This is a genomic window from Meiothermus granaticius NBRC 107808 (genome assembly GCF_003574355.1).
GTDB classification, from domain to species: domain Bacteria; phylum Deinococcota; class Deinococci; order Deinococcales; family Thermaceae; genus Meiothermus; species Meiothermus granaticius.
Genome location: NZ_QWLB01000021.1, coordinates 15,364 through 36,040 on the forward strand (window position 1 = coordinate 15,364; position 20,677 = coordinate 36,040).

Genomic DNA, 20,677 nt, shown 5'->3' on the forward strand with positions numbered 1-20,677 from the left:
TTTCGGGCTTGAGCTCCCCCGACGGGCCAGAGAGAGAAAGACCCTCCCGCACCCCTGCGGGAGGCCCTGCCCCAAAGGGTCTCAGAAGTGAAAGGTGGCCTGCCCCACCCGCCCCAGCAGCAGCATGACCAGGATGGTCGCAGCGGTAAGGATGATGAGCAACAGGGCAAAACCGATGAAGCGCAGATCGGCGCCTTCCCCCTCATACTCCACGCTGCGCGGACGCAGGGCCAGGTACAACAAGGTCGTGACCAAAACGACCCCGATGGTGAACAAAATAGCCAGTGTCCAACCCAACACGATGTTCCTCCCGTTCTAAACCGTGATTCTCCAGGACGCCAGGAGCGCCTGCAAGCTCTCCTCTAAGCCTATCAGACCCAAGCCATAGGTAGGTATACCCTGCTCCCAGCCCACCGCCCCCACCCGAAACCGGCTCTGGGGCGCCGGGGCCTGGGCTAGGAGCCCAGGCATGGGCTCGGGGGCCTTCCATGGGGCGTAGGCCAGGGTCTCGAGGTACGCGAAATCAGGCCGGGGGCGAACCTCGAGCCGCTCCGCCTCCTTCGGGTTGTCCCAGGGCACCCAGGCCTCCCCCACCTGCTTTCCACCGGGGTAACCCCAGACTACCCCCTCCCCTTCCCCCACGATCAGGGCGTACCGGGGGCTGGCCCAGTGCAGGGCCCGGGCAAAAGGCCCCGCATACCCCGGCGAGGCGTCCAGCCCCAGCACCAGACGACCCTTGAAGGCCTTGGGCAGGGCGGTCAACAGGGCCGGGGCCTCAGCGCGGGCGGCCCACAGCAACACCGTCTCCCCCCCCATGCCCCCTTCGAGGTGGGCATAAAAGGTGCCGTACTCATCCACAAAGGTGCGGGTGTACTGGCTGAGCCGCTGCTCCAGCCAGCCGGGTTCGGAAAGAACGCCGAGGCTCATGGGCTAAAGCATACCCCGCCCAACGGGGGGACAAATGCCGCGCTCCGACCTTTGGCTCGAGCGGCTTTCCGGTATCATTTGGATGTTGTGCGTTACCTAATCGTTTCCGACCTTCACGGCAACTGGCCGGCCCTCGAGGCCATCCTCAACGAGGCCAGAGGGTACGACCAAGTGCTGTTCCTGGGCGATGCCGTAGGGTACTATCCCGATGCCGACCGGGTGGTGAGCTGGCTCCGATCGGTGGATGCCAAAGGGGTCATGGGCAACCACGATGTCTGGCTGCTCGACATCGGCAGCATGAAGGTGGATGGCCCGGTGCTGGAAATCCTGGCCTGGCAGGCCCAGCGCCTGTCCCCAGAAAACCGCGAATACCTCTCCAAGCTGCCCTGGACCCATGAGGTCGAAGGGGCCTTGATGGTCCACGGCAGCCCGCTGGACCCTCTGGCCTACCTCGAGGAGATCGAGCAGGCCCGCGAGGTGTTCAACCGCACCCACCACCGCTGGACCTTTCACGGCCACACCCACCTGGCAGGGGCTTACTTGAGCCTGGAAGCGGCTCCGATCCGTCCCCACGAGGCTTCGGAGGACTCCCCCCCAGCCCCCCGGGGCTATGCCGGGGACGCTGGGCCGCGCAGCAAATGGGTGCGGTATCAGCGCTACGCCGGCGGCGGCGAGCTGATCCTGGCCCCCAAAGCCCGGGCCATCATCAATCCCGGCAGCACCGGCCAGCCGCGAGACGGCGTGCCGGGGGCCGCGTATGCCATCTGGGACAGCCAGGAGGACAGCGTGGAGTTCTTTCGGGTGAAGTACAACCTCGAGCAGGTGCTCACCCGGCTGCACCATGAGAACTTCCCCATGTGGCTTTACGAGCGGCTGGTGCTGGGGAAATAGCCCTTGGGCCGCCCTATCCATGACCATCCTCGGCCACCAACGCATCCTCGAGCTGCTCCCCCGGCTGAACGCCCAGACCTTGCTGTTTACCGGGCCGGAGGGGGTGGGGCGCAGGGCGGTCGCCCAATGGTTTGCCCGTGGGCTGAACTGTTCGCAGGGGTTTCCCCCTTGTGGGCACTGCGAGGCCTGCCGCCAAACCCCGCCCGCCGATTATCGGGAGATCGCCCCCGACCTCGAGACCAAAGGGGGCAAGAGGGCCCGGGCTCCGCAGATCCGCCTCGAGCAGATCGCACCGCGCGAAGGCGAAGAGGGGGAAAACCTGCTGGACTGGATCTCCACCTATCCCCGCTACAGGGTTAAGGTGGCCACGATTGACGGGGCCCATCTGCTCAACGAGTCCGCAGCCAACGCCCTGCTGAAGGTGCTGGAGGAACCCCCGGCCTATACCCGGCTCATCCTGATCGCTCCTGGGCGCGAAACCGTGCTGCCCACGCTGGTCAGCCGCAGCCTCGAGGTGGCCTTTGCCCCCCTGCCCGAGGCGCTGCTGCGCACCCTGAGCCCCGACCCCGAGGTGCTGGGGTTTGCCGAGGGCTCGGTCGGCAAAGCCCGCTGGGCCCTCGAGCACCCTGCGGAGTTTGCCCAGCTAACGGGTCGGGCTGAGGGGGTGCTCGAGGCCCTGCGGACAGGCCCGGCCCCCACCCTGGAGGCCCTCCGGCTGTTGCTCGAGCTAGAGGGGGGCCTCTCCTACCTGAGCCGGCGTCTGCGCCAGGCCTGGGACCCCGAGTCCCCGCGGTACCGGCAGGCCCTGCAGAGCCTGGCCGAGGCCCAGGATGCGCTCGAGGGCTATGTCAGCGAGGATCTGGTGCAAACCCTGCTGGCCCTGCGGCTGACCCGACTGAGCCCCTAAGCTCGATTCCTCGGCCCACTTGGGTTAGGCTATAAAGGGCTACGGTTCAGGAGATCACGTCCACCACAGGGTGGGATGGCAATAGGAGGAATCATGGATTGCGTCGGCGTGAAGTTCACGCACGGACCCAAAATATACGACTACAGCTTTACCGGCGAGGCCCCCCCTCCCGAAAGCTGGGTGGTGGTGCGGAGCAGCCGAGGGCTGGAAATGGCCAAGGTGCGCACCACCCCGCGCTTGGCCCGGGCCTCGGGCGAGGTGGTGCGGATGGCCACCCCCGAAGACTTCAGCGCCCAGGCCCGGCTCAAGGCCAAGGCCCAGGAGGTGCAGTGGTGGCTCAAGGCCCGGCTGCGCCGCGAGGGGGTGCGGGCCAAGGTGTTGGGCTGCGAGTTCACCCTCGAGGGCTCTCATATCGCGGTGCACTACTCCGCTGAGGAGCGCATTGACCTGCGCCGCTGGGTGGGTGAGATCAACCGGCTGGCCGGGGCCCGGGTGGAATTTGTGGCCCTTGGCCCCCGCGACAACACCGCCTACCTGGGGGTCTTGGGGGCTTGTGGCATGGAGGCCTGCTGCTCGAGCTGGCTGCAGGACTTCGCCCAGGTCTCTATCAAGATGGCCCGCGATCAGCAACTGCCCCTCTCCCCAGAGAAAATCTCGGGCCCCTGCGGACGATTGCTGTGCTGCTTGCAGTATGAGCACGAGCAGTACCTCGAGCTGCTGGCCGACCTGCCGCGCAAAAATGCGAAGGTCTGCACCGTAGCCGGGACCTGTGGCAAGGTGGCCAAGCTCAACCCCCTGGCCGGCACCGTGGACCTCCTCACCGAGGAGGGCAGCCTGATCACCGCCCATAAAAGCGAGCTGCGGCGGGAGTGAGGGGCGGGCGAAACCTTGTAATCTTTCCAGGCATCTTTACGGCCGCCGCGGTTCTGGTAAGATACTGCTGACACAGAAGACAGAGGCAAAATTCCCGTTGGGGTCAACGTGGAAACGCTGCCAAAGACTGTCTTCAGGTCGGTGAGAAACGGAGGAGGTATGAGAAAAGCACTGCTCATCGCTGCGGTGGCCGCCCTGAGTCTCGGGCTGGCTCAGGGCAAGCTGACCGTCTGGACCCACTACGGCGGGCCTGAAGTGGCCTGGCTCAAAGATCAGGCCGCCAAGTTCCAAAAATCCACCGGCACCCAGGTCGAGGTGGTTGAGGTGCCGTTTGGAGACATTCAGAACAAGTTCATCCTGGGGGCTCCGCAAGGGCAGGCCGCCGACCTCATCGTGAGCATCCCCAACGACTGGGTAGGGGCCATGGTTCAGGCAGGGGTGTTGGAGCCGATGGGCAAATATGCCACCGCGAGCTACATCAACGGGCTCAGCGATGTGGCCGTGGATGCCCTCACCTACAAGGGGCAGCTCTTCGCCCTGCCGATGTTCGCGGAGTCGGTAGCCCTGATCTACAACAAGAAATATGTCCCGACTGCCCCCAAAACCTGGGATGAGTTTCTAAAGGTAGCCCAGGCCAACACCACCGGTAACCGCTTTGGTTTCCTCTACAACCTCAACGACGCCTATTTCAGCTATGGCTGGTTCACCGCCTACGGTGCCTCGGTCTTTGGCAAAAGCGGCAACACCCTCGACACCAGCCAGGTCAAACTGGGGGGTGAGCCCGGGATCAAGGCCATGACCTTCATCAGGGATCTGCGCTACAAGTACAAGCTGATCCCTGAAGGGGTGGACTACGCGGTAGCCGATGGCGCGTTCAAGGATGGTTCCCTGGCGATGATCATGAACGGTCCCTGGGCCATCGGCGACTATAAAAAGGCCAAGATTGACTTTGGCATCGCGCCCATGCCGGCCCCTCCGGGTGGAGGCCAGTGGAGGCCCTTTGTTGGGGTGCAGGGCGTGGCCATGAACGCCTACTCGAGGAACAAAACCGCTGCGGCCAACTTTGCCAAGCTGCTGGTCTCCCCCCAGAGCCAAATCTCCTTCAACCAGGCCGGGGGCCGTGTCCCAGCCTCTAAGGCCGCAGTGGCCGAGCTCAAGAATGACCCTGTGGTGGCCGGTTTTGCCCCGATTATCGCCTCGGGCTTCCCCATGCCCAACATCCCCGAGATGGGTAAGGTATGGGGGCCCTGGGGCAACGCCCTCTCGCAGGTCACCCAGAAAGCCGACAGCAACATCCCCAGCATCGTGAACAACATGGTCGCAGAGATTCAAAAGAGCCTCTCGGGCAAGTGAGGCCCCCACCCCCGCCAGCAGTGGCGGGGGTTTTCCATTGGGCTCGAGGCGCGCATAAAAGATCAACGGGCAGAGGCTTTGGTATTGTGGGTATCAGCCCAATCCACCAAGGAGCCTAGCTATGTATCGTTCTCCTCCAGGAGCCAGGGGTTTTCTACTCTCCATCGGTTTACTCGGCGGGGCCATGCTGCTGGCCTTTGGCTTGGGCTATCTGCTGTTCCGAGCTTTGGCGCTGGCCCTGCCCCGGCCCATAGACACCCCCTATCCGGGGTATCTGATCCTGATCTTCATGGCGGTGCTGCTGATCCCGCTGCTGGTGCTGATCGCCCGCCGCTACCCCTTTATCACCGACTGGTACTACCTGCTGCCGGCGATCAGCTTCCTGCTGGCCTTTACCTTTTACCCCATCCTGCTGACGGTGTATTTTGGCTTCACCGACTACACCGGGCTTAGGAACGGCAAGCCCGACCGTTCCACCGAGACCCAGGTGGTGCGGGTAGAGGGGAATGTGCTCCTCACCCCAGGCGATGCCGCCGCCAACCTGCGCTGTACCCATCCCAACTGCACTGGAGATCCGCTCGAGCTGACCTCCGAGACCCAGCGGGCTACCGTCACCATAAACCAGGTGGAGGGGAACCGAATCGAGCTGAGCGCCCCCCCTCCTTTTACCCCCAAGCTGGTCTACCATGTCAACGCCTATGGTTTTGTGGGTCTGGCCAACTACCGCGAGATTTTCGCCAACGCCGGTAGCATCCTCATCCCCATCTTCTTGTGGAACCTGGCTTTCGCGGCTGGGATTGTGCTGTTGAGCGCGCTGGTAGGGCTCATCCTGGGGCTTCTGCTCAACAACAAAAACCTCCGCTTGCGCGGCTTCTACCGCACCCTGCTGATCCTCTCCTGGGCCATGCCCACGGTGATCAGCTTCCAAGTCTGGGGGGCCCTGCTCAACGTCAACTTCGGTGCGGTGAACCGCTTCCTGGGGCTGCTGGGGGCTTACCCGGTGCCCTGGACCAGCGACCCGGAGTGGGCTAGGGTGGCGGTCATCCTGATCGGGGTCTGGCAGGCCTTCCCCTACTGGATGGTGGCCACCTTGGGGGCGCTCACCACCATCCCCGACGATGTGTATGAAGCCGCCAAGATGGACGGGGCCTCGGGGTGGCGCACCCTTACCGGGATCACCCTGCCCCTGCTGCGCCCGGCTTTCACCCCGCTGCTGCTCTCCTCTTTTGCCTTCAACTTCAACAACTTTGGCCTGATCTACCTGGCCATCAACCCCCAACCTGCGGTGGAGGGCCGGCCCTCCACTGCCCAGGCGGTGGATATCCTGATCTCCTGGGCGTACAAAACCGCTTTCCAGGCAGATGGAGGGCAGGCCTATGGCCTGGGAGGGGCCATCTCATTCATCATCTTCATCATCACCGTATTGATCAGCCTGGTTAACTTCCGGGTGACCGGGGCGCTGCGGGAGGTGCGATAGTATGGCCACTTCTGAGCGCAACGCCCAAGGAGGGAGGTCGTCCCGGCACAGCCTGGGGGCAACGCTCTCGAGCCTTCTCCTTTGGCTGCTGGGGCTGGCCCTGGGGGTGTGGCTGCTGTTCTTCTACACGCCCAACTTGCTGGGCCGGGTTCAGCCACGGGTGCCCTTCGGCTTCGTGTTCATCGAGCGGGGCTGGCTCTACGCGCTGGGGGGGATCGTCCTGCTGGTAGCCCTAATCCTGGGGTATAGCCTAATCCTCACCGCGCTCAGCAATGCCCGCACTGGCCGGCGGCGAAGCCCCTGGCCGCTGTTCGGCCAAGGGGTCACCCACCTGTTCCTCTGGCTGGTGCTGATCGTCGCCCTGTATCCGGTGCTCCAAATCGTGGCCGCCAGCTTCGACCCCAACAACAGCCTGTACCGGCTGGCCCCCCCTCAGAGCGATAACCTGTTGGTGAGAAGCCGGGTCATCCCGGACTTTGCCCAAGCCAGCCTCGAGAACTACCGCAAGCTCTTCGACGGGGTGCAGATCTACGCTTACCAAGGCGTTCTGATGGCCCTGGCCTTGCTGAGCCTGGTAGGAACCCTAGGGCTAGCGGGGTATCGCCGCCTGATCGGGGACAACCAAGAAGTCAGCCCACTGGCCACTGCTCAAGGGCGGCTGCTGGCCCTTTTCGCCCTGATCGCCTTTGCCCTGGTGCTGTTGCTCTCGCCCGCTCAGTTCACCAGCCCCAACACCGAGGCCAAATTCGTGCTGTGGATCCGCAACACCCTGCTGGTCTCTGGGATCACGGGGGTTCTGGCCGTGCTGCTCACCGCCACCGCCGGGTATGCCTTCGCTCGCTTTAGCTTTCCAGGCCGTTACACCATGCTGCTGGTCTTTATTTTCATCCAGATGTTTCCTGGGTTTCTGGGGCTGGTGGCCATCTACTCCCTCATTTCCAATCTGAGCCTGCTCAATACCTTTACCGGCCTGATCCTGGCCTATTCCGGGGGGATCATCAGCTTCGGAACCTGGGTGTATAAGGGCTTTTTGGAGAGCATCTCCAAAAGCCTGGAGGAAGCCGCCCTGATCGATGGGGCCACCAAGTGGCAGGCCTTCACCCGGGTGCTGCTGCCCCTATCGGCTCCGATGTTTGTGTTCATCTTCCTGCTGCAGTTTGTCGGCACCTACTCGGAGTTCATCCTGGCCAACCTACTGCTCACCGGCAGCGAGAGCTGGACGGTGGGGATGGGGCTGCGCAACTTCACCACCGGGCAGTTCCAGACCAAATGGGGGGTCTTCGCCGCTGCGGCGGTGCTGGGCTCGATCCCCATTTTGGCAATTTTCTATGGCTTCCAGCGCTACTTCGTTTCAGGGTATACCGCAGGAAGCGTGAAGGAGTAACGCCCGGCTGAGTGGTCATGCGATAGGCTTGGTGGCATGCACTATCACGACTGGGAAGCCTTTTGCGTGGAACCCCTGACCCCGGAGCTAGGCCAGGAGGTGGTTTTGCGGGTGCGCACCCCTGCCCGCAAGGGCCTTTTGGTGTTCGAGCAGGGGGGGGAGCTCGAGCGCAAACCCCTCCAGGCAGTATCGGGAGGGCTCGAGGCGCGCATCGCGATGCATGCCTCTCCCCTGCGCTATTGCTTTTACCTCGAGGCCGAGCGGGTGTATCTGACCAGTGCCGGGGTTAGCCCCACCCTGCCCCGCTATGACCGTTTTTTTCACCTGCTGGCCCAGCCCAGTGTGCCGGAATGGGCGGTAGGAGCGGTTTTCTATCAAATTTTCCCCGACCGCTTCCGCAACGGCAACCCCCACAATGACCCCCAGTCGGGCCAGTGGCTTTACGGCGGGAAGCCCATCATCAAGAAGGGCTGGGACGAGCCCGTAGCCCCGCGCGAAGGAGCCCTTCAGCACTACGGGGGGGACCTCGAGGGCATCACCCAATCGCTCGACTACTTGCAAGCTCTGGGGATCGAGGCCCTGTATCTGACCCCGATCTTCCCCTCGCCCTCCTCCCACCGCTATGACGCCTCCGACTACCATCGGGTTGATCCTCATCTGGGTGGAGAGGCCGCCTTCGACCGCCTGGTGCAGGCCTTGCACCAACGGGGGATGCGGTTGGTGCTTGACGGAGTGTTCAACCATATTGGCAACACCCACCCCGACTTTCAAAAAGCCCTCTCCGATCCCACTAGCCCCGAGGCCGGGATGTTTACCTTCCATGCCGATGGCAGCTACGCGGCCTTTTACGGGGTCAAGACCCTGCCCAAGCTGGACTACGCCAACCCCCTTACGGTGGAGCGCTGGGTGGATGGCCCCAAAGCCCCCCTGCGCTACTGGCTGCGCCGGGGCGCCGATGGCTGGCGGTTGGATGTGGCTCACCAGATCGGTGAAGGTGGCACCAACCGTAAGAACCTCGAGCTCCTGCGGCAGATGCACCGCAACTCCAGGGAGGAGGCGCTCGAGGCCCTGGTCTTTGGTGAGCTCTCCTTCGACACCACCGAAACGCTGCGTGCCCACACCCTGGACGGCTCCATGCACTACGCTGGGTTTGCCCATCCGGTGATGGAATGGCTCTGTGGGCAGAACGTGCTGGGCTGGAAGGTGCAGGTGAGCACCCCCGCCCTCTGGGAGACCCTCTGGGACCATTACGCTGCGCTTCCCCTACAAATCCGCCAAGCCATGTACACCCTGATCGGCTCTCACGACATCCCCCGCCCCCTGTGGCGGTTACGCGGCGATACCGAACGGATGAAGCTGGCCCTGGGTCTTCTCTTCGCTTTTCCCGGCAGCCCCGGCCTCTACTACGGCGATGAGATCGGGCTGAATCAGGCCAACCCCTATGACCTGTTCAACGGCGACCCCATGTGCCGGGGCACCTTCCCTTGGGACGAAGCCCGGTGGAACCCCGAGCTGCTCTCCTGGACCAAGCAGCTCATCCATTTGAAGAAGAGCGTTCCAGCCCTGCGGCGTGGCGGATTGCAGCCCCTCGAGGTCCGGGAGGGGCTTCTGGGGTTCAAGCGGCTCTATGCCGGGGAGGAGGTTTGGGTGTACGCGGCCCTGGAACCCCACTTGGTGCGCTTACCGCCGGTGCAGGACTTGCTCACCGGCGAGGAAACCTCGGGCTGGGTCAGGGTTCAGGGGCTAGGGCTGTATAGGCTTCGGAGCTAATTCCGGTAAACTGACCGGGTGGAATACCGTGAGCTTGGACGCACCGGATACAAGGTTTCCGTAATCAGCTTCGGCGCTTGGGCCATCGGGGGCACCTGGGGACCGGTTGAGGATAGCCAGAGCATGGCGGCTTTGCACCGGGCCCTGGAGCTAGGGGTCAATTTCTTTGATACCGCCGATGTATACGGCGACGGGCGCAGTGAGCGCTTGCTGGCTCGGCTACGGCGTGAAAGCCACCAAGCTTTCTTTGTGGCCACCAAGGCTGGGCGCCGGTTACCCAAACAGACCCCCGAGGGGTACAGCAAGGAAAACCTGTACGAATGGGTGGGGCGGAGCCTCAAAAACCTCGAGACCGAGACCCTCGACCTGCTCCAGCTGCACTGTCCCCCTCGAGACGTATACCTTTCGGACCGGGTATTTTCCATCCTGGATGAGATGAAGCGCCAGGGGATGATCCGCCACTACGGCATCAGCGTGGAAACCGTGGAGGAGGCCCTGTTGGGCACCCAATACCCAGGGGTGCAGAGCGTACAAATTATCTTCAACATGTTTCGCCTCAAGCCCGCCGAGCAGTTTTTCCCCCTAGCCAAGGCCCGCCAGGTGGGAATTCTGGCCCGGGTACCGCTGGCCAGTGGCCTGCTCACCGGCAAGCTCCGCCCCGACTCACAGTTCGCCCCCGATGATCACCGCAGCTTCAACCGCCACGGCGAAGCCTTTGACAAGGGCGAGACCTTCTCCGGGGTGGAGTATGAAACCGGTTTGCAGGCAGTGGAGGCGCTCAAGAAAATCACCCCCCCTGGAATGACCCTGGCCCAGTTCGCCCTGCGCTGGATCGCCATGTTTCCCGAGGTGACCTGCGCCATCCCCGGCGCCAAAAACCCTCAGCAGGCCGAGGAAAACGTGTGGGCAGGGGAACTGCCCCCCATCCCCTCACAGACCATGGAGCAGGTTCAGGCCATCTACGACCGCTACATCCGGGCCCAGGTACACCCGCTGTGGTAGCGGCTGGGTAACGCCGTCCATAACGGCATTTGTTGCTTGTAGCACACCCAGCCCCACCCTCCAGCCGTCAAGCTGACCTATGGACTGGCGCTGGATGGTTAAGCAGGTGTTCGTTTGGACCGCGGTGATCGTGGTGGCGGTGGCCTGGGGGTTCATGAACCCTTAGCATCTGCCAATCGGGTTAGGGCTTCCGGCTATACTGGCTGTTTGGAGCTATGCGCGACGCCCTACAGGCTTTGGATTTCACCCGGATCCGCTCGGCTTTGGTCGAGCGAGCCTCAACGTTCATGGGCCAGGAGGCGCTGGCCCGCCTCGAGCCCCAGCCGCACCTCGAGGCTGCGCTCTCGCAGCAGGCCACGGTGGCCGAAGCCCTGGCCTATCCCTATCGGCTGGGGGGGATCCAGGATCTGCGCCCAGCCCTAGCCGCGGCGCAAAAAGGCTTGCGGCTCGAGGGGCCCCAGCTGCGCGAGGTGGCTGGCAGCTTGGAATCTGCTGTAGCGCTCAAGCATGAGCTGCTCGAGGTGGGGGAGCAGCTCAGCCGGCTGGCCCAACAGATTGGGGAGCACACCTTTTTCCTGCGGCGCATTCGTGAAGCCCTGGATGAAAGTGGGAATGTGCGCGATGAGGCTACCCCTCGCCTGCGGGAGATTCGCCGCCAGGTCAACCCCCTGCGCGAGGAGATCCAAAACCGGCTACAGACCCTCTTGGATCGTCATGCGGAGGCCATCCAGGAGCGCTTCATCACCCTGCGCCGCGACCGCTACGTCATCCCGGTCAAGGCCAGCTTCCAGCATAAGATCTCGGGAATTATCCTTGACCAATCCGACTCAGGCCTTACGGTCTACATGGAGCCGGGCGCGATCGTTCCCCTCAACAACCAACTGGCCAGCCTCAAGCTCGAGGAGGACGCCGAGGTTAACCGGGTGTTGTTCGAGCTCTCCGCGATTTTAGCCAACGACCCCGAGCTGGAGACCACCCTCCAGGCCCTCACCTCGCTGGACGTCGCCCGGGCCTCGGCCAACCTTGCCGAGGATTGGAAGCTGGTGCGGCCTCGGCTCAGCCGCGAGGGCCCCTATCGGCTCCGGGCGGCCCGCCATCCCCTGATCGAGCATCCCGTGAGCAACGACCTCGAGCTCACCGAGCAGCACCGCATCCTGCTGCTCACGGGCCCCAATATGGGCGGGAAGAGCGCCCTGCTCAAAACCTTGGGCCTGGCCGTGGTGATGGCCCAGTGCGGGCTGTTTGTGGCCGCCGAAGCCGCCGAGATTCCTTTTCCCGATCGGCTCTTCGTGGATATCGGCGACGAGCAAAGCCTACAGGAAAACCTCTCCACCTTTGCCACCCACTTGCTGCGGCTCAAGGAGGTGCTGGAGCACGCCACCCCTTCGAGCCTGGTGATCATCGATGAGCTGGGCTCCGGTACCGATCCGGAGGAAGGGGCCGCGCTGTCTCAAGCCTTTCTCGAGGATCTGCTGAAGCGCGGGGTGCGCGGGCTGCTGACCACCCATCTCTCCCCCCTCAAGGCGTTTGCTCAGGATACCCCAGGGATCCAGAATGCCTCCATGCGCTTTGACCTCGAGCACCTGCGCCCCACCTATACCCTGGTGGTAGGGGCTCCAGGGCGGAGTTACGCCCTCAGCATCGCCCGCCGGCTGGGCTTCCCCGAGCCTGGGATACACCGGGCAGAAGCGCTGTTGGGGCCGGAAGGTGGGCGATTGGAGCGGCTGTTGGGCTCGCTCGAGGCCGAGCGCGAGCGGCTGCAGCTCGAGCGTGCTCAGGCTGAAGCGACCCGGAAGCAGGCCGCCGAACAGGAACAAGCCTTAAGGCAGCAGCTCGCCGCTCTACAGGCCCAGCGCGAGGAACAGCTCGAGGCCGCCCGCCAAGAGGCCGCGGCCCTGGTTCGAGAGGCCCAGGAGCGGGTACGGCAGGTGCGCGAGCGGGCCAAGCAGGAAGGGCAGGGCCAGGCCCTGCAAGAACTCCTGGCCTTGCGCAGCCGATACCAACGGCCAACCCCTTCGGAACCGGCTCAAGCCGGGCTGGAGGTGGGTTCGGTGGTCCAGATCCCCGAGTACGGCGGTCAGGGCACCCTCCTCGAGCTGCGCGGCAAGGACGCCTTGGTGCAGATGGGCGCGGTACGGCTCAGCCTACCGCTTGCGAAGCTCCAGCCCCTAGAGCCCGCCAAAACCCCTGCCCCGTCCCACCGCAGGGGTGGCTCGAGCCGGGCCAAAACCAAGCTCGGCGGTGAGCTCAACTTGCGCGGGCTAAACGTGGAGGAAGCCCTGCTGGCGGTAAACAGCTACCTGGAGGAGGCCCAGGCGACCGGCACCTCCCCGGTGCGGCTCCTGCACGGCAAAGGCACCGGAGCCCTGCGCAACGCCCTACGCGAGGCCCTCCGCCGCGATAAGCGGGTCGAGAGCTTTAGCGACGCGGTGCCTTACGAGGGTGGGCACGGGGTTACCGTAGTGCATCTAAAGGTTTAGCCCTTCTTATCGGCGGGGAAGGCCTGTTGCGATGCGATCTGGACCAGCACATGGGCCACCCGATGGGCCTCCCGGGCCAGCACCACCCCTCCCTCGGGCACCATCCAGACCATCAGGTCGTGCAGCTTACGGGGAATCAACCCCGTAGAGGACACATAAACCTCGTCGCTCTGGAAACGCAGCGAGAGCACCGTGCTCCCCGCTTTGAGGCTGCTGGGGCTATCCCCAACCGTGGTGCTGCCAATGTCTCCCCCCAAGGTATCGCGCGAGGGGGGCTGGTATCCGAGCCACTCGGAAATCTCGCGGGTCAGGTTTTGCCCGTAGAGCTCGAGCCCCATCGCAGCCGCTGTCTGGGCCAATAAATCCCGCCAATGAGGGGTGCGCTCGATGCGGGCTTTAACGCTCTCGAGACCCTTCCGGGCAAACTCCTGCAGGTTGTCAATGGTGGCCTCGCCATACCTGGCCGCAGACTCCGGGCCGAACTGGGCCACATTGGTGTCCCCCTTAAAGCGCATCGAAAAGGCCCGCATCAGCCTTAAGTAGGCATAGTCTCGCTCGGGCCACATCAGGTGCGCCAAGACCCTCCCTTCGGTCAACAGGTTCGACAGGGTAGCCGCCTCACGAGGCTCCAAACGCAGGTGCAGGTAATCTTTGTAGCGCAGCACCTGCAACTCGGCATCCCGCAAGGTCAGGCTGAACCAGGGCGCCTCGTCCAGGGAGCGCTCCTGGGTTCCCACGCTCAGTCCATACAGCTGCCCGGTCTGGGAGATGGCGATCTCATAGCCCTCCAGCCGTAAGCGCTGGGGTTGGAGCCGCAGGGTAAGGCTTTTGGTACCGGGCGGAACTTCGCTCAGGGCGAACTCTGAACCCTGCGCTCCCAAAATCTTCTGGGGAATCTGGGGCCAGGCCGCCTCGCCGCGGGGAGCCGGCAAGTAGCGTGCGAGCAGCAGGCTGATCCGCTCGATGGCCGCAGCAAAGCGGTTTTTATCCTCCTCTTGAACCAAGGCCAAACGCCGCTCCTCGGCGGCTGCAGCCTGAAGCCGCTCCTCCAGCTCACGAATCTGCCCTGTCCCCAGCCCCTGACGGCGGGCCTCTTCCAGAGCCCGGCGCAGCATATCCACATTGGGGCCCTTGATGCTGGTGCGCAGCGCGCCTTCGCTATCCAGAATTCTGCGGGCGAAACGGCGCAGATAGGGCACAGTTTCCTCAGGGGGCAGGTTCAGCCGGTCGGCCAGGCCGTATACCTGGCGGAAAAGCTCCAGCAGGAGCCGCGTGCCCACCTCGGTGTTCTCGATAGCGACTCGAGGATCCGAGAGGCCAGGAATCGCGTGGGAAAGCGAGAAGCGCGAGAGGTTGTAGTCCCCGGCAAACTGCGGGGTCGAGGCGTAAGCCTCGAGGTTCTGCAGGATGGCATAGGTCATTCGCAGCTCATCGCGCTTGCCCTGGTTAAACTGCTTAGCGGCCCGGCCCAGATCACGCTCGAGCCGCGACCAGTACAGGGCCTCGGCCAACCCGTCCAGCACCTCACGCTCGGGGCTCACCGGGGCCGGGCCTTCATCCTCGATGAAGATGGCCAGCTCCGGGGTTGGTTCTTCGCTCACGCTTTGGTAGCTGGTCCGGCTGGCCTTATAGCGGGCATCGGCTTCCCGAAAGCGCCGGGCCAATGGCCCACTCAGGTTAGAGGCGATCAGGCTCTGGCGCAGCCGATTCAGCGCCGCCATACCCCCCTTGGGGTCGGCGCCCCGGGCCAGGTCTTCGACCTTGTATTCGTAGAGCTCGAGTAATTCGACCAAGCCTGGCTGCATCCTGGCGGTATTATAAAGTGTCATGCGGTTGGCCCGGCTGGAAATTGCCACAGAATCAAACATCGGTCGCCGACGGCGGAATAACGAGGATTTCCACCGGGTGGCCGTTCACCCCACGCCCTCCGGCAACCTGGTCCTGCTGGCCGTTGCGGATGGCATGGGCGGGGCCGAGGCCGGGGAGCTGGCGAGCAAGCTCGCGATCGAAGGGGTCAGCGAGGCCGCCCGCAGCTATGCCGAACTCCTGACCACCGGTCGGCCTGGGGTCAGCCTGGGAACCGTCATGGACAAGGCCCTCCGGCTGGCCCAGCGGCGCATCGTGCAGGAGGGCGAGCGGGTGGTGGCCCGCAAGGGGATGGGTACCACCCTCACCGCGGTGATGCTGACCGAGTGGAACCGCCAGGCGGTGATCGGGCACGTGGGGGACACCCGGGCCTACCGTTTTTCCTCCGGGCGGTGGACCCAGCTGACCCAAGACCATTCCTGGGTGGCCATGCAGGTGCGGCAGGGGGTGCTAAGCGCCGACCAGGCCGATGAGCACCCCTGGCGCCACATGCTCACCCAAGCCCTGGGCTTACCGGATGTGAAGCACGACATCTTGCCGGTGAGCTTCGCCTCGGGTGAGGTGGTCATCCTCACCACCGATGGGCTGTACGGGCTGGTGCCTCCGGAAGAGTGGAACGTGAGCGGCGATCTGCAATCGGCCCTCGAGGACTGGGTGAGCAAAGCCCTGGTGCGTGGGGGCACCGACAACATCACCATAGTGGGGGCGAGGTTTCGATGAGCTATGTGATTGCAATCTTGCTGGTAGGAATCTCCACCGCGCTGCTGCTGCGGGTGGGGCGAGTCTGGCTGATCTTGCTAGGCCTGGCCGCGGTCCTGCTGGCGCTGGTGCCCTTGGGCGCCCATCCCCTGGTCCTGCTTCAGGTCGCGCTGTTGGGGGTGGCCTCCATGTGGACCCCCCGTTCCCAGACCCCGGTGCGCCCCAAAGCCAGGCCCCGGCCCCAAGCCAAGGCCAAGACCAATCCCAAAATTAGCCTGAGCAATGGCCTGACCGGTGGAGGCAACGTGAGCGGTCTCGAGGCCACCTACGACATCCTGGAAAAGGTGGGGATCGGGGGGATGGCCACCGTCTACAAAGCCCGGGCCAAAAAGGATAGCCGGATCGTGGCCCTCAAGATCCCCCAAGAGAAATATGTGGGCGATGCCCGGTTTGTGCGCCGCTTTCACCGCGAAGCCGAACTCCTGGCCCATCTCGACCACCCCGGCATCGTCAAGGTTTACGATCACGGCAATCACGGCGATACCCACTACATCGCCATGGAGTTCCTGGACGGCGAGGGGTTGGATCGCCTCATCGAGAACAAAAAACTCAGCGTGCCCAACCTGGTCGAGGTGATGGGCCGGGTGGCCGAGGCCCTTCAGCACATTCACGCCCAGGGCATCATCCACCGCGACATCAAGCCGGGCAACATCATGGTCTTGAGGAACGCGGTGCGCGAGGATGGCAGCGTGGACCCGCGGGGGGTCCGCCTGATGGACTTCGGGATCGCGGCCGGCAAGGTGCTCACCCGGCTGACCATCACCGGGGCCCGGATCGGCACCCCGGTCTACATGAGCCCCGAGCAGGCCAAGGGACAGCGCATTGACCATAAATCCGATATCTACAGCTTTGGGGTGGTGTTCTACGAGGCCCTGACCGGCCAACCACCCTTTCAGGGGGCCTACGAGGCGGTGATCCACCAGCAGATCACCCAGATGCCGGCCCCCCCCAAGCAGGTCAACCCCGATATCCCTCAGGCCCTCTCCGACCTGGTGTACCGCATGCTCGAGAAGGACCCGGAAAAGCGCCCCGGACTGGAGGCCATCCTAGAGGTCTTGCGCGGCAAATGGAATGAAGACCCTGGCCTCTCGGCCCCGGTCTATCTGGCCCTGGCCCTCGAGACCAAAAAGGGCACCTTGCGGCTGATGGACCCCCAGGGCACCTTGGCGCGGATGTGGAGCGGGGTAGGCAGCGGGCGCGGGATGTTCCCTTCCCCCCCCCTGGCCCTCACCACAGACGACAAGCACGGTTTCTGGATTAGCCTTTTCGAGTATGGCGGGGGCGCGGTGCGCCTGATCCACCGCTTCGACCTCGAGGGGGAGATCACCGCCTCCATAGCCCCCTACGGGATGAAGTTGGGGGAGCTACTCTACCCGGTCAGCCTGGCGGCGGTTCCCAGCGGGCTGCTGGTGCTGGACGGGGAGACCTGCACCATCACCCACTTTGACCGCAGCGGCAACCCTACCGCTCGTTTCGGCGGGGCCGGACCAGGGCGGGGTCTGTTCGACGCTCCCAAGGCCATCGTGGCCAGCCCCGATTACGTTTTCGTTCTGGACAGCGGAAATCGCCAAATCCAACGCCTCACCCATGATGGGCAGTACCTCTCGCGCTACGCTTTCCGCAAAAGCAAGGAGTCTCAGGAGCTGCGGCTGCTGGCGGGGGTGGGGGTTACCCCCGATCATCACCTGTTGATCTATGATGCGGACGGTCAGAAGATCCGTAAGCTTTCCCTCGAGGGCGAAGTAATCAGCTCCTGGCCGCTGCCCCTGGAGGAGGGGGAAGACGCCAGCGCCCAGGTCGAGATGGTGGTGCAGGACGAGATCCTCTACGCCATCCGGCGTGGGGCCAGCAAGGTTCACCGCCTGGGCCTCGGTGGGCAGGCCCTGCCGAGCCTCGAGGTCTACGCCCCCCTGCGCGGGATTGCCCTGTGGAGGAACCCCAAGGTTCATGAGGCAGGCACCGAGCGGGTAGGGGCTCGAGCCGGCGATTAGGGCCGCACAAACAACGCCACGGGTTCGTTCCGACGCGGGTTGGCGGCCCTGGCCCCCAAGGCCTCAGGCTCGGCGTAACATGAACGAATCTTTAGCTTAATTTAGCTACCATAAATCCATGCTCGGGTTTCTCTCCTTTGCGCAGTTGCTGACAACACTGGGCTGGATGGTCGGGTTAGGGATGGTGGCGGGGCTTCTGCTCCTGGTGTGGAAGGGGCCGGAGCTATTCGCCAACCCACAAGACCGGGCGGTGCGCAACCTGGCCAAGATGGCCCGACAGGCCAAACGGCACAACACCATCGTGCGCTACCACTACGGTATACCCTTTGTCATCACCCATCAGCGGCGGGGACTGGTGTACATGCTGAATGGGGAGTTTGTAAGCCGGGAGCGCCTAATCGCGGCCTTGGGTAAGGATGGTCCCGATCTGGTCTATAAGGTTGAGGGTGAGGAGCGCATGAGCATCCCCAACCCCACCCGGATCACCCTGCTGGATCCCCCCAAGATTAAGAACTAGCCCAAGCCCCAGGAGCCGGGTCCCATCCTCCCAAATGACCTTGATTGCGGGATTCTCCCGGAATTGAGCTCTCATGGTTGCGGCTTTTATGAGCCCAGTCTTAGGGGGTCAACCATCCTTCTCATGAGAAACTTGACTACCCTGGGCTGAGTATGGAAAGCACCGACCAACCCCTGATTCTGATTGTCGAAGACGAGAAGGACATCGCGCGCTTCATCGAGCTCGAGCTCCAGGCCGAGGGGTATCGTACTGAGGTGGCCTATGATGGCATCACCGGGCTTTCACGTTTCCGCGAGACCAACCCCAACCTGGTGGTGATGGACCTGATGCTGCCGGTGATGGACGGCCTCGAGGTGGCCCGGCGTATCCGCAAGACCTCGAATGTGCCCATCGTGATCCTGACCGCCAAAGACCGGGTGGAGGACAAGGTGGAGGGGCTGGACGCCGGGGCCGACGACTATCTGGTCAAGCCCTTCAGCATCGAGGAGCTGCTGGCCCGCATCCGGGCCCACCTGCGCCGGGTGACGCCGGCCATTACCGGCGAGATTCGGGTCTCCGACCTGATTATCAACCTCGAGGGCCGCGAGGTGTACCGGGGTGGGCGGCGCATCGAGTTCTCCAACAAGGAGTTTGAGCTGCTGGAACTGCTGGCCAAGAGCCCCGGCAAGGTCTTCAGCCGCTTCGAGATCGAGGAAAAGGTCTGGCCTGGCTACCAGGGCGGCTCCAATGTGGTGGATGTGTACATTGGGTACCTGCGCAAGAAGCTCGAGGGCACCGGCGAGCGCCGGCTGATCCACACCGTGCGCGGGGTGGGATACGTGCTGCGCGAGGACTAAAGGCCCAGGGGGACAGAGACGCTCTGCCTCACCCGTTTTAGGCTCTTATACCGGATTCAAAAAGACTGTTTTCAAAACCAAAAGCCATGAGGTTGTCTTTTTGAATCCTAGAGCACTCCCTTCAGTCGGGTTTGTTCATCATCGTTCGGTGATGAACAAACCGAATCTGGTATTAGCCCGTAGGCTTTAAGTCTATCCATGACCCTGCGCACCCGCATCACCCTGCTGACCCTGGCGCTGCTGGCCTTCTCCTTGTTGCTGATCGGGGCCTCGGTGTACGGCACCCTGCGGGGAACCCTCTATAACAACCTGCGCAATGAGCTGCAAGACGCTTCACAGACCGCGGTCACCCTGATCAAAAACAAGGGCTCGCTGGCCGATCTGCCCAACAACGTCTACGGCACCGCGCTGTTGATCCCCCCAACCATTCCTGCCCCCACCCCAGACGACATTCTGGGAGGGGCCGCGTTCCTGATCCCGCCCTCGGCCTCCTTAGGCAGTTCAGGCCTTGGTGAGAACGCCCTGCTCGGAATCTCCCCCCAAGCCCTAAACGAAATCCTGACTGCAGGTGGGGTATACACCAGCACCCAGCTGGTGCAGCCCAGCGGTGCGGTGGTCCCGCTGCGGGTACGGGGCCAGCGGGTGGTCACCGAGGTTGCGGGGTTTCCGCTGGGGGCCTCACAAGTTATCTTACTGGTGGGCAAATCCACGGAGCCGATCGAGACCCTACTCCACGACTTTGCCCAGATCTACACCGCCACCGCGCTTCTGGTGCTGATTTTCGGGGGATTCCTGGCCTATCGGTTGGTGCGCTCTACCCTGGAACCCCTCGAGTGGGTGGCTAAAAAGGCGGAGGAGATTGGGGATAAGTTCGAGGAGTTACCCCAGCTCGAGGGCAACAACGAGGTGGCCTCGCTGGTACGCTCATTGAACCGAATGCTGCACCGCTTGGAGAGCGCCTGGCAAACCCAAACCCGCTTCCTGCTCGATGCTTCGCACGAGCTGCGCACCCCCGTAACCGCCATCTTGGGTCATGTGGGCTATCTGATGCGCCGAACCCAGCTTACCCCTCAACAGCGCGAGAGCCTCGAGGTCGTAGCCCGGGAGGGCGAGCGGATGCGCAAGCTGGTAGGGGATCTGCTCGAGCTTTCCCAGACCGGTGGCTGGAGGGTTGAGTTAGGTTCGGTGCACATCCCCACCGTGCTCTACGAGATCCAAGAGGAATATGGACGCAGCTTCGAGGGCCGCATCGAGGTCGAGGCCCCGGACAATCTCTGGGCCGTGGGGGACCCTGAGCGGCTGCACCAGGTGATCGCCAACCTGGTCTCCAATGCCATCAAGGCCAACTCCACCCAGATCCGGCTGGTGGCCAGGGATCTCTCCGAGCGTCTGGTGATCCGGGTTGAGGACAACGGCGAGGGCATCCCCCCGGAGCACCTGCCCCACCTCTTCGAGCGCTTCTACCGAGTGGACAAAGCCCGCGACCGCGAACGGGGTGGAAGTGGGTTGGGGCTGGCCATCGTGCGCTCGATTGTGGAGGCCCACGGGGGCAGCGTTTGGGTGGAAAGCGAGCCGGGCAAAGGCTCGGTCTTCAGCGTCTCCTTGAAGCGGGCCGAGGCCCCACAACCCGAGCTGGCCGGATAA

The 20,677-nt window shown here is 63.6% G+C and carries 17 protein-coding genes; 14 read left to right on the forward strand and 3 right to left on the reverse strand.

Annotation, left to right across the window (positions count from 1 at the left end):
* Positions 1–81: 81 nt before the first annotated feature.
* A complete protein-coding gene (locus Mgrana_RS08745) occupies positions 82–300 on the reverse strand; it encodes a hypothetical protein (RefSeq protein WP_240631297.1) in 219 nt (72 codons plus the stop codon).
* A gap of 15 nt (positions 301–315) precedes the next feature.
* Positions 316–927 carry a hypothetical protein gene (locus Mgrana_RS08750; RefSeq protein ID WP_119357231.1) on the reverse strand — a complete coding sequence of 204 codons (612 nt, stop codon included), beginning with the start codon at positions 925–927 and terminating at the stop codon, positions 316–318.
* 87 nt (positions 928–1,014) lie between these two features.
* Between Mgrana_RS08750 and Mgrana_RS08755 the strand changes: the two genes are divergently transcribed.
* The 9 genes from Mgrana_RS08755 to Mgrana_RS08795 all read left to right on the forward strand — a co-directional run bounded on the left by Mgrana_RS08755 (position 1,015) and on the right by Mgrana_RS08795 (position 13,064).
* Positions 1,015–1,818 carry a metallophosphoesterase family protein gene (locus tag Mgrana_RS08755; RefSeq protein ID WP_119357232.1) on the forward strand — a complete coding sequence of 268 codons (804 nt, stop codon included), beginning with the start codon at positions 1,015–1,017 and terminating at the stop codon, positions 1,816–1,818.
* A 19-nt stretch (positions 1,819–1,837) separates the two neighbouring features.
* Entirely contained in the window at positions 1,838–2,725 is an 888-nt protein-coding gene (locus Mgrana_RS08760; RefSeq protein ID WP_119357233.1) for a hypothetical protein, read from the forward strand.
* Positions 2,726–2,818: 93 nt separating this feature from the next.
* Positions 2,819–3,598, forward strand: a complete 780-nt coding sequence (locus tag Mgrana_RS08765) for a PSP1 domain-containing protein (RefSeq protein ID WP_119357234.1) — start codon at positions 2,819–2,821, stop codon at positions 3,596–3,598.
* A 159-nt stretch (positions 3,599–3,757) separates the two neighbouring features.
* On the forward strand, positions 3,758–4,951 hold the full coding sequence (locus Mgrana_RS08770) for a sugar ABC transporter substrate-binding protein (RefSeq protein ID WP_119357235.1): 1,194 nt from the start codon (positions 3,758–3,760) through the stop codon (positions 4,949–4,951).
* A 121-nt stretch (positions 4,952–5,072) separates the two neighbouring features.
* The gene (locus Mgrana_RS08775; RefSeq protein ID WP_119357236.1) at positions 5,073–6,428 is read left to right on the forward strand and encodes a carbohydrate ABC transporter permease; all 1,356 of its coding nucleotides are present in this window, start codon (positions 5,073–5,075) and stop codon (positions 6,426–6,428) included.
* 1 nt (position 6,429) lies between these two features.
* Positions 6,430–7,812 (forward strand): sugar ABC transporter permease, encoded by a 1,383-nt coding sequence (locus Mgrana_RS08780; protein ID WP_119357237.1) that lies wholly within the window; start codon positions 6,430–6,432, stop codon positions 7,810–7,812.
* 36 nt (positions 7,813–7,848) lie between these two features.
* Positions 7,849–9,582 (forward strand): glycoside hydrolase family 13 protein, encoded by a 1,734-nt coding sequence (locus Mgrana_RS08785; RefSeq protein ID WP_119357238.1) that lies wholly within the window; start codon positions 7,849–7,851, stop codon positions 9,580–9,582.
* 18 nt (positions 9,583–9,600) lie between these two features.
* Positions 9,601–10,584 (forward strand): aldo/keto reductase, encoded by a 984-nt coding sequence (locus Mgrana_RS08790; RefSeq protein WP_119357239.1) that lies wholly within the window; start codon positions 9,601–9,603, stop codon positions 10,582–10,584.
* A gap of 215 nt (positions 10,585–10,799) precedes the next feature.
* The gene (locus Mgrana_RS08795) at positions 10,800–13,064 is read left to right on the forward strand and encodes an endonuclease MutS2 (protein ID WP_119357240.1); all 2,265 of its coding nucleotides are present in this window, start codon (positions 10,800–10,802) and stop codon (positions 13,062–13,064) included.
* Here the strand turns inward: Mgrana_RS08795 and Mgrana_RS08800 are convergent.
* The gene (locus Mgrana_RS08800; RefSeq protein WP_119357241.1) at positions 13,061–14,869 is read right to left on the reverse strand and encodes a hypothetical protein; all 1,809 of its coding nucleotides are present in this window, start codon (positions 14,867–14,869) and stop codon (positions 13,061–13,063) included. The genes Mgrana_RS08795 and Mgrana_RS08800 overlap by 4 nt on opposite strands.
* Positions 14,870–14,891: 22 nt before the next feature.
* On the opposite strand from Mgrana_RS08800, the gene Mgrana_RS08805 reads away from it, so the two are divergent.
* From Mgrana_RS08805 to Mgrana_RS08825, 5 genes are all read left to right on the forward strand, one after another.
* Positions 14,892–15,650: a PP2C family protein-serine/threonine phosphatase gene (locus Mgrana_RS08805; protein WP_119357242.1), complete on the forward strand. Its 759-nt coding sequence runs from the start codon at positions 14,892–14,894 to the stop codon at positions 15,648–15,650.
* Positions 15,647–17,680 (forward strand): serine/threonine-protein kinase, encoded by a 2,034-nt coding sequence (locus tag Mgrana_RS08810; protein WP_119357243.1) that lies wholly within the window; start codon positions 15,647–15,649, stop codon positions 17,678–17,680. Before Mgrana_RS08805 ends, Mgrana_RS08810 begins: the two co-directional genes overlap by 4 nt.
* A gap of 118 nt (positions 17,681–17,798) precedes the next feature.
* A complete protein-coding gene (locus Mgrana_RS08815) occupies positions 17,799–18,197 on the forward strand; it encodes a hypothetical protein (protein WP_240631298.1) in 399 nt (132 codons plus the stop codon).
* Between the two features lie 152 nt (positions 18,198–18,349).
* Positions 18,350–19,033 (forward strand): response regulator transcription factor, encoded by a 684-nt coding sequence (locus Mgrana_RS08820; protein WP_119357244.1) that lies wholly within the window; start codon positions 18,350–18,352, stop codon positions 19,031–19,033.
* Positions 19,034–19,231: 198 nt separating this feature from the next.
* A complete protein-coding gene (locus tag Mgrana_RS08825) occupies positions 19,232–20,677 on the forward strand; it encodes a sensor histidine kinase (protein ID WP_119357245.1) in 1,446 nt (481 codons plus the stop codon).